This window comes from Bacillus sp. TH30, assembly GCF_016650875.1.
GTDB lineage: Bacteria > Bacillota > Bacilli > Bacillales > Bacillaceae_G > Bacillus_A > Bacillus_A mycoides.
In genome coordinates, this window is the sequence record NZ_JAEKEY010000002.1 from 2732911 (window position 1) to 2746022 (window position 13112).

Below are 13112 nucleotides of genomic sequence, written 5' to 3' on the forward strand. Positions count from 1 at the left end.
AAAGGGGGAAGGAAACAATGATCGATTATGCATGGCTCATACCGCTTTTCCCGCTTGTTTCGTTTTTGTTACTTATTGTGTTCGGGAAGAAAATTAGAGAGGGAAGTAGTGTACTAGGTATTTTCTTTACCTTTCTCTCCTTTATATCCGCGGTAGTGGTACTAATAGAACGATTTTCATCCGAGGCAGTGAAGCATAAGTGGGTATGGCTTAGGGTAGGAGATATAGATATATCATTTGGTTTTGAAGTTACCGCATTAGGGGCTTTAATGTTGTTTATCGTTACACTTGTGAGTTTTCTTGTACATGTGTACTCAAAAGGTTATATGAAAGGTGACACCAGATTACCAACCTTTTATGCATATTTAGGGCTCTTTACTTTTGCGATGCTTGGGCTAGTTATATCGACGAATTTATTACAGCTTTATATATTTTGGGAGTTAGTCGGCCTTGGTTCGTTTTTACTTATCGGTTTTTATTTCTTTAAAGAAGAAGCGAAGGCTGCTGCGAAAAAGGCTTTTATTATGACACGCATTGGGGATGTTGGGCTATTTATTGGGATGATTTTAATTTTTTGGCACGCAGGTAGTTTTGAATATGACGCGATTTTTAAAGCGATTCATACGGGCGACCTCTCTCCTTCTATGATTACAATAACGGCGATATTAATTTTTATCGGCGCGATGGGGAAATCGGGTCAGTTCCCGCTTCATACATGGTTGCCAGATGCAATGGAAGGACCGACGCCTGTTTCGGCGCTTATTCACGCGGCAACGATGGTTGCAGCCGGCGTATATTTAGTAGCGACGATGTTCCCGCTATTTTCAGCAAGTGCGGTAGCGATGCAAACTGTGGCAATCGTTGGGGCTTTCACCGCAATCTTTGCGGCCTCTATCGGTCTAGTGCAAACTGATATTAAGAGGGTTCTTGCTTACTCTACAGTTAGTCAACTCGGGTATATGATGCTTGCGCTAGGCTCGGCTGGTTATGTAGCTGGTATCTTTCACTTAACGACACACGCCTTTTTTAAAGCATTATTGTTCCTGGCAGCAGGAAGTGTAATTCATGCAGTCCATACGCAAAACATTAATAAAATGGGCGGTTTACAGAAAAAGATGAAAGTAACCGGTGCACTATTTTTAATAGGCACACTTGCAATTAGTGGTGTTCCTCTTCTTTCCGGATTTTTTAGTAAAGATGAAATTTTAGCGGCGGCTTGGATGAATGGCAATTACTTTCTATTCGTTTTAGCAGTAATTGCGGCATTTCTAACAGCATTTTATATGTTCCGTCTATATTTTCTTGTCTTTACCGGGGAAACGAAGACGAAGGAAGAGGTGCATGAATCACCTCGCACCATGACGTATCCGATGATTGTCCTTGGTGTTCTTGCGGTAGTGGCCGGTTATATAAATACACCGTGGTTCGGAACGTTTCTTGGGGATTGGCTTACGAAAGATGTGGGCTTCAAAGTGAAAGACGTGCATGGACCAGCTTGGATTATGGTTGTTGCGACGCTCGTTTCATTTGCGGGAATTGCCCTTGCGTATTTCATATATGGCAAGAAATCTATCTCTAGAGATTGGGCCGGCGGAGAAGGGACGCCTCTTTATAACCTTTTGAAAGGAAAATATTATGTGGATGAACTATACAATGTGACGGTGCTTCCTATTACGAAAGGAATCGCTCATGTGCTTCGCTTATTTGAAGTATACGTGGTAGAAGGAATCGCAGTTTTAATTGCTGGACTCGTTAAAGGTATGAGTGGCCTAGGATCGCGGCTTCAAAACGGGAATGTACAAGTGTATGGAACTGTAACAGCAGTTTCGCTCGCAGTGCTCCTAATTATTTTGTTATATACGGGAGGGGATTTACGGTGAATGGATTGCTATTAACGTTCTTCATTTTTTCCCCGCTTTTAGGAATTCTCTTGCTTTTATTAACGCCGAAACGAGAATCGCGTACAGTGCAGGCGCTTGGTTTATTCGGAACGGCGCTTCCCTTTGGAATTGCTATCGTCCTTGCTTGTACATACGCTTCAGGAAAGAGCTTATCGATATTTGATGAAAAAGTGAAATGGATTAAATTTGGGGATTTCACAGCAGTGGACAAAAGGTGGTTTTCAATTTATTACGAGCTCGGCATTGATGGTTTATCGCTTGTAATGATGGTGCTCACAGCCCTTCTAGCGATGCTTGCAGCTATTGCGGCATTTTCTATTAAAAGAAATTTGAAAGCATTCTACATGCTGTTACTCATGTTAGAAATAGGTATGCTCGGTGTCTTCGCTGCTCAAAATTTAATGTTGTTCTTCATGTTCTTTGAGATTACGTTGCCACCAATGTTTTTATTAATTGGCAAGTGGGGGAAATTGTCGAGTGAAAAGGCTGCATATAGTTATTTAATATATAACGGTATTGGATCAGCTATTTTACTTATCGTTTTCTCGGTTTTATTTGCGAAAACAGGTACAACAAATATTGCGGAGCTTAAAGAAATATTAACGAGTGTAGGTGCTGGGGGAGGAATGGCCATCTCAAGTAGCGTACAGTTCGGCTTGTTTCTTGCCATAATGATTGCTTTTGCGATTAAACTCCCTGTTTTCCCTTTGCATCGTTGGATGGTCAATGTACACATAGAAGCGCATCCTGCTGTAGTTATGCTTCACGCGGGGGTTTTGCTGAAGATTGGCGCGTACGGTATTGTTCGCTTCGGGAAAGGATTATTCCCAGAATATTTTCGTGATTTTGCAACGCTAATTGCGATTTTAGGGGTAATTAATTTATTGTATGGGGCCTTTCTAGCACTCATCCAAACGGACTTTAGAAAGGTACTTGCTTACTCTAGTATTTCGCATATGGGCATTGTATTAATGGGGCTTGCGGCGTTAAATGCACCAGGTACACAAGGGGCATTGTTCCAAGTTGTGTCTCACGGTTTAATTGCAGCCCTACTCTTCTTCTTGCTTGGCATTATTGAAGAGCGTTTCGGGACTTCTGATATTACAGCACTTGGTGGACTTGCAAAAAGTGTTCCGGTGCTTAGCGGTTTCTTCCTAGCGGGCGGTATGGCATCGCTTGGGATGCCAGGGATGTCCGGATTTATTAGCGAATTCCTTGCCTTTCTCGGTTTATTCCAAGGGAAACCTGTTATCGCCGCCGTCGGTGTAATCGGAATTATTTTAACCGCTGTATACGTATTAAGAGCGACACTTCAAGTGATATTTGGTAAGAAAGAATGGGAAGCGAAATTTGATATACACGGATGGGAGTACGTTCCTGTTATAGTGCTTATCGTTTGTATTATTGCAATTGGGGTAATGCCGGAACTACTAGGGGATCCACTTCAAACTACATTGAAAACATTGGGGGTGAAGTAGGATGGATATGAACACGTTACTTAGTTTATCATGGCATCTCATGGTACCAGAATTCATTATTCTCGGGGCAGCCATCCTTCTTTCCATATGTGATTTGTTTTTTAAGCTGAACCATAGGTATGTTGCGATTGGTGCAATTGCCGCTGTCTTGTTAGCGATCGTGTCATTAATGACGCTATATAGCGAACCGGCAGGAGATATTTTAAATGGATCGTTTGTACTAGATGGATTTTCAAAAGGATTTAAAACATTGTTATTAGGCGGAGCAGCTCTCGTTTTATGTATGGCAATAAGCGATGACAAGAAGGAGCCTATTCAAGATAAAGGAGAATACTATTATTTGTTTTTAATGGCGCTTCTTGGAGCGATGTTCATGGCTTCTAGCGTTGATTTCATCACATTGTTCGTTGGTTTAGAGTTGCTTTCGCTTTCTTCCTATATTTTAGTAGGAATCCGAAAAAGAAACCGCGCATCGAATGAGGCTGCAATGAAATATGTCATTAACGGAGGAATTGGAACAGCAATTACACTCTTTGGAATGAGCTATTTATACGGTATTACAGGGTCGACCAACATAGTGGAAATGCAAAAGGTATTTACGCAAGGATTGGCCGGGGGCATTCAGTTATTGTTAGCTCTCGCATTTCTACTTTTGCTCGTTGGACTCTCATTCAAAATTGCAACAGTGCCATTTCATATGTGGGCACCAGATGTGTATGAGGGAGCGGCTACACCTGTCACTGCTTTTCTCGGAACGATTTCTAAAATTGCTGGTTTTCTACTCATTACGCGTTTGTTTCTTATGGTGTTTGCAGGTGTGGCAATCCAAGGAGACGCACAATCTTTGTACGGGCGTATGAGTATATACATTGCGGTACTAGCTAGTATTACGATGATTGTTGGGAACGTAGTAGCATTAAAGCAATACAACGTAAAACGTCTATTTGCCTATTCAGGTATCGCGCATGCTGGGTATTTGCTAGTCCCTCTTGTAGCGCTATCGCAGTTTACGATGGATAGTATGTGGTTTTATATGCTTGCATATATGCTTATGAATATAGGAGTATTTGCAATCATCCACGGATTAATCTTACAAAATGATAAGGAAAACATGACGATTTTTACAGGGTTATATAAGCGATCCCCCTTTACAGCTATAGTGATGACGGTCTTTATTTTATCGTTAGCTGGAATACCGGGGACAGCAGGTTTCATCGGAAAAATTAACATTTTTTTAGGGGCACTTCATGTTGAACCTGCTCATTACGTATTAGCTTCTATTATGATGGGGACGACGGTTATTTCATTCATATATTATTTCCGAATATTACAGCAAATGTTTTTCCGCAAGGGAGAGACAGAAGAAAAGCTCCGATTACCGTTAAATATAAAGATTGTCATGAGTCTTTGCGCAATTTCAATTGTAATACTAGGGATTATGCCGATGATTGGTTACAATTTCTTTTATGAACATTTTCCATTAATGAAGGATTTCTTCTTCTTGGGGAACGTGGTACAATAGTGGAAATAAAAGGTGTAGAGTCCGTACTCTACGCTTTTTATTTTGGAGTAACAGCAAATGAAAACGTCTATAGGTATATGTTTTCCGAGAGAAAATTACGATGTAAGATGCTTATTTGCGTTTGAAAAAGTGTGGCTCCTACTTATTTATGGTATCGTTTTTTACATTTTGCGTAAGTAGTAGCCAAGCAAAAAAAGGGGTCGATTTTTTGGCACATCTTTTAGGGCAACAAGCACTGATTGCCATTGTTTCGCATTTATTGTTTATTACCATTACGTGGTGGGCCTTACAAGGTATTCACATTGAGCGCTTAATGAAGTCTGGAAAAGTGATGCAGACGAGAGTATTACTTATCCTAATTACAATTGCAATTGGGACATCTGTAAGTAACTTTTTCCTTGATTATTTAGGCTATTCAAAGAGTTTAACGTATTTAGTAAAGTAAGTGTATAGAACCTCATATCTCCGTTAACAATGGGGATAGGAGGGGATGAAATTGAAGTTTAAAGCCATTCTTATCGTTATCGTAAGTGTTGTTTTATTTTTGGTTGGATATAAAGAGATGAAACCTATAAGCGATGAACAGAAAATGGAGAGCATGATTGCAGCTTTAGAGAAGAACGATGCAAAAGTAGAGCGGTGGTCATGGTTAGCGCGAGAAACGAAAACAATTTCTAATATACATACGTTTCAAAAACTGTTAAACGATGTGAAGGAAGAGGCAAACATCGAAAGTTGGGAATTAGAACAATCTCCAGATGGATATAAGGCTACATCCTATAAAAAATCTTCTTCACATGAAGAACGAATAGTAGTAACTTGGAGTAAGGAAAATACTAAAGAAAACACTTTTATTATTTTTGAAGTGAGCGGGGCGAAATGGGACCCGAAGTACGTTCAGAACATGGATAAAATTTTTAGTGAAAAACCTATAATTTACACTTGTGTTCAAGGTGTACTGAATGATAAGATTGAAGGTGTTTTGCAAAATAAAACCAATCAGGTTTTGAAAGATCTTTCAGCAAGAGCGATCGAACAGATAGAAGAAAGAGCATTTGTATCAGTCTCCGCATATAATAAAAAGTGGAATGACGCTCTTTCAACAAATAGAGAGAAAATAAATGTGCAAATAGCAATACGTTCTACAAACAACAAAGATACAATTGTGGTTGGCACACCGATCATAACTTCTGAGTATTGAGTGAATAGATACTGAAAAAAGGACACGGAGGGGAATAATTTGGAAAAGATCATCGTCCGTGGCGGAAAGCGGTTAAGCGGCACAGTGCGTGTTGAGGGCGCAAAAAATGCTGTATTACCTATAATCGCTGCAGCCCTATTAGCGAGTGACGGAAAGAATGTACTATCTGAAGTACCAGTATTATCTGATGTATACACAATTAACGAGGTATTACGTCATTTAAATGCTGAAGTCGTATTTGAAAATAACCAAGTAACAATCGATTCTTCTAAAGAATTAAACATTGAAGCACCATTTGAGTATGTACGTAAGATGCGTGCATCTGTTCAAGTAATGGGACCATTATTAGCACGTAACGGTCGTGCTCGTATTGCACTTCCTGGTGGATGTGCAATTGGTTCACGTCCAATTGACCAACATTTAAAAGGCTTCGAAGCAATGGGAGCGAAAGTAAAAGTTGGTAACGGATTTGTTGAGGCACACGTAGAGGGCGAACTAAAAGGAGCTAAAATTTATTTAGACTTCCCAAGCGTAGGCGCGACAGAAAACATTATGTCTGCAGCTACATTAGCAAAAGGGACAACAGTCCTTGAAAACGCAGCGAAAGAGCCAGAAATCGTTGACTTAGCTAACTTCTTAAATGCAATGGGAGCGAAAGTACGCGGAGCTGGAACTGGAACGATTCGTATTGAAGGCGTTGAAAAATTATATGGTGCAAACCACCCTATTATTCCTGACCGTATTGAAGCAGGAACATTCATGGTTGCAGCGGCAATTACAGGTGGAGACATCTTAATTGAAAATGCTGTGCCTGAACATTTACGCTCAATTACAGCGAAAATGGAAGAAATGGGTGTTAAAATTATTGAGGAAAATGAAGGTGTACGTGTTATCGGCCCAGATAAGTTAAAAGCGGTTGATATTAAAACTATGCCTCATCCAGGTTTCCCAACAGACATGCAATCACAAATGATGGCATTATTACTACATGCTGATGGAACAAGTATGATTACAGAAACGGTATTCGAAAACCGCTTTATGCACGTTGAAGAATTCCGTCGTATGAATGCTGATATTAAAATCGAAGGTCGTTCTGTAATTATGAACGGTCCAAGTAGCTTGCAAGGAGCTGAAGTTGGCGCAACTGATTTACGTGCTGCAGCAGCATTAATCTTAGCTGGTTTAGTATCAGAAGGTTATACTCGTGTAACAGAGTTAAAACATCTTGACCGCGGTTATGTAGACTTCCATAAGAAATTAGCTGCATTAGGTGCAACTATTGAACGTGTAAACGAAAAAGTAGAAGAAGTGAAAGAACAAGAAGTTTCTGATCTTCACGCTTAATTGAAGTAGTCTCTATGTCTTTTGACATAGGGGCTATTTTTTTTGGGTTATTACTGTTATAGTCAATAAATTCTATACTTATGCACGTCTCAGTGAAAATATTTAGAAAATTTTTGTTTTATTCCACTATTTGCGGTCAGTAAAACCCCACTGATTAAAGTTTCACTTTATATCGATACCCCCAAGTATGTTCTAAAAGATCCCGTATTTCCATAAGAATGAAAAGAATCCAACTTTATATTGGGGGAATAGGATGAAATTTTCAAAGCCACTTTTCATTACAGTAGCGCTCTTAATAGCGCTCGTTATCATTGTACCTGCTGCTCTTGTTATTCCGTTTGCGAAAGCAAAAGTAGGGGAAGAAGCAGCTTCTAAAACTCCTCCAGCGATAGAAAGTATACCAGCTCCAGGGAAAGTGGATACAGCGGTTCAAGTTGCTGTATATCGTGATCAGCAGAAGAAGGTAGAAACATTACCTATGGAGGAGTATGTGGCCGGTGTAGTAGCTTCTGAGATGAATGCCAGCTTTGAAATAGAGGCGCTAAAGGCGCAGGCATTAGCAGCAAGAACATTTGTAGTGCAGCGTATGCTAAGCGGAGGTAAGAAAAACAACGCGGATGTGACAGATACAGTGAAAGATCAAGTGTACAAAAGCAAAGAGGAATTGAAGAAACAATGGGGTAATAACTACGAAAATAATTTAAAGAAAATTGAGGAAGCCGTTTCGAAAACCGCAGGACAAGTTTTAACGTATGATGGAAAACCAATTTCAGCATCCTTCTTCTCAACGAGTAACGGACGAACAGAAAATGCAGCTGATTATTGGGGGAATGATTATCCGTACTTGAAAAGCGTAGATAGTCCGTGGGATCAAGCCTCTCCAAAATTTACGAGTGAGCAAAAATTCACAGTAGCTGATTTTCAAAAACGTCTCGGTGTGAAAGTACTAGCGGACGGAAAGGTTGGTAATATTAAAGACCTTACGGAAGGAAAGCGAGTAAAGGATGTAGAGTTCCAAGGGAAAACATTAACTGGAAAACAAGTTCGTGAAAAGTTAGATTTGCGCTCCTCAGACTTTACGTGGAAACAAGAAGGGGATAACATCACCGTTACGACGAAAGGATTCGGTCACGGCGTCGGTATGAGCCAGTACGGTGCGAATGGTATGGCAGGAGAAGGTAAGAAATATACAGAGATAGTCGCTCATTACTATAAAGGCGTTGAAATAAAGACGATGAATGATTATGAAGGAAAGTTGATGGTGAAGAAGTAGATGTCAGGGGTTTCCTGATACCTACTTCTTTTTTGTTTAAAATATCATAATTTTCCATTAAATGTTTGATATACTTAGAGAAAAATATTTGGGGGAGACAGAATGGCGTTATTGGAGTTGAAACAATTAGGGAAGACGAACCAGTTACCGGCAATTGAACTGGAGGTTGAAAAAGGACAATGTGTTGTTTTGCAATGCAATAATCATACAGCTAAAGTGTTGCACCGCATCATTATCGGTGAAGAAGCAGCTTCAACTGGCAATGTACTATTTGAAGGCACAGCGATTGGAAAGAAGAATTATTCCCGCATCGGCTTTTGTTTTTTGAAAGATGAAGCATACGATCGTTTGAAGGTGAGGGAGTACTTCAAGTTTATATTAGGGCTTTATGAATCTAACATGAGTATGGAAGAAGTAGTACAATATGTCGGTCTCCTAGATAAGTTGAACGTTAAAATAGAAAAATTGTCATTTTCAGAGAAACGCCGTCTTCACCTTGGGCGAGTTATGATTCATAATCCGGATTTAGTTATTTTAGAAGAGCCAGAGCAAAATGTAGATACAGAGAGTACGATTATTATTCGAAAAGCGATTATGAAAATGAAAGAGCAAGGAAAGGCGATTTTTATTACGTCATCTTTCTTGTCAGACGCTCTTTCGTTAACAGAAGATGTATACATATTAAATAACGATGGTGTAAAAAAAGTAGAAATAGAGCAAGAAGAAGCTGAAGAAGTAGATGAAGAAAAAGTAGTTCAAATGATTCCGCAAATGAAGTTAGAAAGAATTCCAGCGAAAGTGAATGATAAAATCATTTTACTGGATCCGATGGAGATCCATTTCATTGAAACGCAAAACGGAGTGACGCATATTCATGTGCGCGAAGGAGATTTCGTATGTGCATTAACATTAAGTGAATTAGAAACGAGATTAACAGGATTCGGATTCTTTAGATGTCATCGCTCGTACCTCGTTAATTTACAAAGAGTACGAGAAGTCATTACGTGGACACGTAATAGTTTTAGTTTAATTTTGGATGACGAAAGAAAAAGTTCAATCCCGCTTTCAAAAGGAAGAATGGATGAGTTAAAAGGTGTAATTGGGATATAAAAATGCTCCGATAAGCTCAAAATACGATTCATTCAACAGTAAAAATACTCCTTTTACTGGTATTTTACTGCGTAAACCCTTTGTTTTTCATATGATTGAGTCAAGAAAAGCGAAACAATCAAATCGAAACTTGTGAAAGTAAATTTCATCTATAAAAGAAAAACAAAGGGGATGACGAAATGACATTGGCAATTGAAATGAAAGATGTAATGAAAAGTTTTAACGAAAAAACGGCCCTTCGAAATGTAAATATTGAGGTAAAGCAAGGGGAAATCTTTGGATTCCTCGGACCGAGTGGATCTGGGAAAACGACAACCGTAAAAATATTAACATCTCAATTGCTTCATAGTATTGGAACGGTACGAGTGTTGGGGAAAGACATTACAGGACCAAGTAGCATCGATTACAAACGAATCGGCATTTTAACAGACAATAGCGGCTTATACGAAAGACTTAGCATTTATGATAACTTACTATTATTTTGTGACTTATACGATTGCAAAAAAGAACGAATTGATGAAGTGTTAGCACAAGTGAACTTATTGGATGATAAAAAAACACAAGTGAAAAAATTATCAAAAGGAATGAAGCAGCGTGTCACACTAGCGAGAGCGATTCTTCACAAACCAGATATCCTCTTCTTAGATGAACCAACATCTGCACTTGATCCAGTAAATGTGCAAAACATTCATAAAATCTTAAAAGACTTAAATAAAGAAGGAACAACGATTTTTTTAACAACGCACAACATGGACGAAGCAGAGACGCTTTGTAACCGTATTGCCTTTCTGTGCGGCGGAGAAATTGTAGCGCTTGATACACCAGAAAACTTGCGATTAAAATACGCGAAAGATCAAATACAAGTTGTGTTAAAAGATAAACAAAAAGAAACAGTGAAAAAAGACGAATTAGGTGCAAAACGTATTTCAGAATGGATGAACAAAGGAGAATTACTATCCATTCATTCACACGAACCAACTTTAGGTGATATCTTTATTGAAGTTACTGGGAGGGGATTATAATGACATTTTCAATGAGACGTGTATCAGCTATTTTTAGAAAAGAAGTACAAGATTTTAAGACGAATTCACAAGTGTTGTTAATGGCATTTTTACCAATTATATTTTCATTTTTATTTAGCAAATTTGGAGCGGGAAAGGAAATGTTAGGCACTACTACTATAACGGCCTTCCTATTTGTCGCAGGCTTTGTTCAATCTATGGTAATTGCAGAAGAAAAAGAAAAACATACACTACGTGTGTTAATGTTATCCCCAGCATCTTCTGTTGAAGTTCTTCTTGGAAAGAGTTTATTAACAGCGGGTCTGACGATGGCCATTTGTATTGCAAATTTATTCATTTTAGATCAGTTAAATATCAATCTTCCATTGGTAGGATTGATATTCCTATGTGGAACTATTTTATTTATCGTGCTTGGAACAATGATCGGATTACTTGCGTCTTCTGTACCACAAACATCATTAATTGGAATGCCTATTTTAATGACGATGTATTTAGCTGTACAATTTGAGTCACTAGTTGAAAATAAAACAATTAAGACGATGATTGAATATCTTCCAACATCTCATATTGTAAAAGCAATTAACAGCTTAGTAGGTGGGGCAGGATTTAGTAGTATTGGTGGGCATGTATTAAATATTGCAGTTTGGCTTATCATTTCGCTTATTGCATGTTTGATCGTATATAAAAAGAAACAAATGGACTAAAAACTGAGCTGAAACGCTCAGTTTTTTCCTTTTTCTATCATTTCCTCGGAAATTTTGCAATTCCTATACATATTTTTACAGATTTTGTCGAAAAGTAATTAGTTATAGGTTGTATAGGATGAGTGAATATTGTTCAAAATGATTGCTGAGGTGATGATGGAATGCGAGGAAGAAATAGTAAAAAGTCGCAAAAAGTAGTACATTTATTTCAAAAAAGATGGGTGTTTCCGGCACTATACATTGCTTGTGCAGCGGTAATCTTAATGGTTGCGCTATGGTTCCAGGGAGCTAATCCAAAGAAAGCTCCGAACCAAGATCAAGCAACACCGTATACACAAACGGAAGATCCGGCAGTACCAGTAACAAAATCTTCAGAAGTAGTGAAAATGCCAACTGCAGCAAATGCAGAAGTAGTAGTACAGAAGAAATTCTATGAAGATGCAGCATCAGAGGCGGAACAAGAAAAAGCACTTGTCTTTTATAACAACACATATTCCCCGAATAAAGGAATTGACATTGCTGCGAAAAACGGAAAAGAATTTGATGTTACAGCTGCTTTAAGTGGTACAGTAACGAAAGCTGAAAAAGATTCACTTCTTGGTTATGTTGTAACAGTAGATAGTGGAAATGGTGTAGCAGCATCTTATCAAAGCTTAGGCAGTGTGAAAGTAGAAAAAGGTGCAAGAGTCGCGCAAGGTGAAGTGTTAGGAAAATCAGGTCTAAATGCAATGAATAAAGATGCAGGTTCTTACGTTCACTTTGAAGTACGTAAAGACAATGTGGCTGTGAACCCTGAGCGTTATTTAAATAAATCAGTAGCAGAAATTAAAGCTGATGCAGGTGCTGCAAAGGCGACGAATGCTTCTGGTAAAAAAGCTGATGACAAATCTCAAAAAGAAGAAAAGTCAACAAGCACGAAACCAGAAAGTAAAACAGAAGATAAGTCTCAAAAAGAAGAGAAATCGACAAGCGGTTCGACTAGTGATAAAGAGACGAACGGTAAACAAGATGAGAAATCTCAAAAAGAAGAGAAATCAACAAGCGGTTCGACTAGTGATAAAGAGACGAACGGCAAACAAGATGACAAATCTCAAAAAGAAGAAAAATCAACGAATGGTTCTACAGAATCATCTAACGGTTCTTCTTCACAAGAATAATAAAGTGAAAAAATCAGTTCTCATTAGGAGAGCTGATTTTTTTATTTTTATATAAAAATAATCGATTTCGAGAAAAAAGTTGCAATAACAAGGAAAAATGACGAGATTCTCGAATATATATTACAAAAGGGAGGGGATACTGTGTCATTTTTATCTGTTCTGTCGATTGCTATCATTTTATTGTTTGTTTTATTCGCTTTATATTATTATATTGCCGGTAAGAAAGAAGTCCCCCACCATCAGTTGTTAGAAGAAGAATATGAAAGAGAAGAGTGACACTCTAAGAAAGAGTGTCTTTTCTTTTTGTATACCTATTGGAATTTTTAGAGCTAGGACGTATAATACTAGTTGTGATTTTTTTACATAAGATAATGATATTAGAATACAGTATGACTCTAAA

The 13112-nt window shown here is 38.4% G+C and carries 12 protein-coding genes; all 12 read left to right on the forward strand.

All coding sequences use genetic code 11. The annotated features are described in order from the left end of the window. Positions 1-17: 17 nt before the first annotated feature. Entirely contained in the window at positions 18-1880 is a 1863-nt protein-coding gene (gene nuoL, locus JFU20_RS16135; RefSeq protein ID WP_002068487.1) for an NADH-quinone oxidoreductase subunit L, read from the forward strand. Continuing rightward, positions 1877-3379: an NADH-quinone oxidoreductase subunit M gene (locus tag JFU20_RS16140; protein ID WP_201038736.1), complete on the forward strand. Its 1503-nt coding sequence runs from the start codon at positions 1877-1879 to the stop codon at positions 3377-3379. The genes nuoL and JFU20_RS16140 overlap by 4 nt, the downstream gene beginning before the upstream one ends. Positions 3380-3386: 7 nt before the next feature. Further along, the gene (gene nuoN, locus JFU20_RS16145; protein ID WP_002166414.1) at positions 3387-4901 is read left to right on the forward strand and encodes an NADH-quinone oxidoreductase subunit NuoN; all 1515 of its coding nucleotides are present in this window, start codon (positions 3387-3389) and stop codon (positions 4899-4901) included. Between the two features lie 208 nt (positions 4902-5109). Continuing rightward, positions 5110-5346: a DUF1146 family protein gene (locus JFU20_RS16150; RefSeq protein WP_002016201.1), complete on the forward strand. Its 237-nt coding sequence runs from the start codon at positions 5110-5112 to the stop codon at positions 5344-5346. Positions 5347-5397: 51 nt separating this feature from the next. After that, positions 5398-6102: a YwmB family TATA-box binding protein gene (locus JFU20_RS16155; RefSeq protein ID WP_002139032.1), complete on the forward strand. Its 705-nt coding sequence runs from the start codon at positions 5398-5400 to the stop codon at positions 6100-6102. A 39-nt stretch (positions 6103-6141) separates the two neighbouring features. After that, the gene (gene murA, locus JFU20_RS16160; RefSeq protein ID WP_002068497.1) at positions 6142-7446 is read left to right on the forward strand and encodes a UDP-N-acetylglucosamine 1-carboxyvinyltransferase; all 1305 of its coding nucleotides are present in this window, start codon (positions 6142-6144) and stop codon (positions 7444-7446) included. A gap of 253 nt (positions 7447-7699) precedes the next feature. Continuing rightward, entirely contained in the window at positions 7700-8719 is a 1020-nt protein-coding gene (gene spoIID / locus JFU20_RS16165) for a stage II sporulation protein D (protein ID WP_002016205.1), read from the forward strand. A gap of 102 nt (positions 8720-8821) precedes the next feature. Beyond that, on the forward strand, positions 8822-9829 hold the full coding sequence (locus tag JFU20_RS16170; protein ID WP_002016206.1) for a LytTR family transcriptional regulator DNA-binding domain-containing protein: 1008 nt from the start codon (positions 8822-8824) through the stop codon (positions 9827-9829). 179 nt (positions 9830-10008) lie between these two features. Further along, positions 10009-10851, forward strand: coding sequence for an ABC transporter ATP-binding protein (locus JFU20_RS16175; protein ID WP_002016207.1), 843 nt, complete (start codon positions 10009-10011; stop codon positions 10849-10851). Beyond that, positions 10851-11555, forward strand: coding sequence for an ABC transporter permease (locus tag JFU20_RS16180; protein WP_201038737.1), 705 nt, complete (start codon positions 10851-10853; stop codon positions 11553-11555). The genes JFU20_RS16175 and JFU20_RS16180 overlap by 1 nt, the downstream gene beginning before the upstream one ends. 161 nt (positions 11556-11716) lie before the next feature. Further along, positions 11717-12712: a stage II sporulation protein SpoIIQ gene (gene spoIIQ, locus JFU20_RS16185; RefSeq protein ID WP_061673792.1), complete on the forward strand. Its 996-nt coding sequence runs from the start codon at positions 11717-11719 to the stop codon at positions 12710-12712. Between the two features lie 141 nt (positions 12713-12853). Next, on the forward strand, positions 12854-12988 hold the full coding sequence (locus JFU20_RS16190; RefSeq protein ID WP_002016211.1) for a hypothetical protein: 135 nt from the start codon (positions 12854-12856) through the stop codon (positions 12986-12988). Positions 12989-13112: the final 124 nt, after the last annotated feature.

Excerpts from the sequence above, each read along its gene's own strand:
- nuoL (WP_002068487.1), top strand. The coding sequence starts at position 18 with ATGATCGATTATGCATGGCTCATACCGCTTTTCCCGCTTGTTTCGTTT.
- nuoN (WP_002166414.1), top strand. The coding sequence starts at position 3,387 with ATGAACACGTTACTTAGTTTATCATGGCATCTCATGGTACCAGAATTC.
- spoIID (WP_002016205.1), top strand. The coding sequence starts at position 7,700 with ATGAAATTTTCAAAGCCACTTTTCATTACAGTAGCGCTCTTAATAGCG.
- JFU20_RS16170 (WP_002016206.1), top strand. The coding sequence starts at position 8,822 with ATGGCGTTATTGGAGTTGAAACAATTAGGGAAGACGAACCAGTTACCG.
- JFU20_RS16175 (WP_002016207.1), top strand. The coding sequence starts at position 10,009 with ATGACATTGGCAATTGAAATGAAAGATGTAATGAAAAGTTTTAACGAA.
- JFU20_RS16180 (WP_201038737.1), top strand. The coding sequence starts at position 10,851 with ATGACATTTTCAATGAGACGTGTATCAGCTATTTTTAGAAAAGAAGTA.
- spoIIQ (WP_061673792.1), top strand. The coding sequence starts at position 11,717 with ATGCGAGGAAGAAATAGTAAAAAGTCGCAAAAAGTAGTACATTTATTT.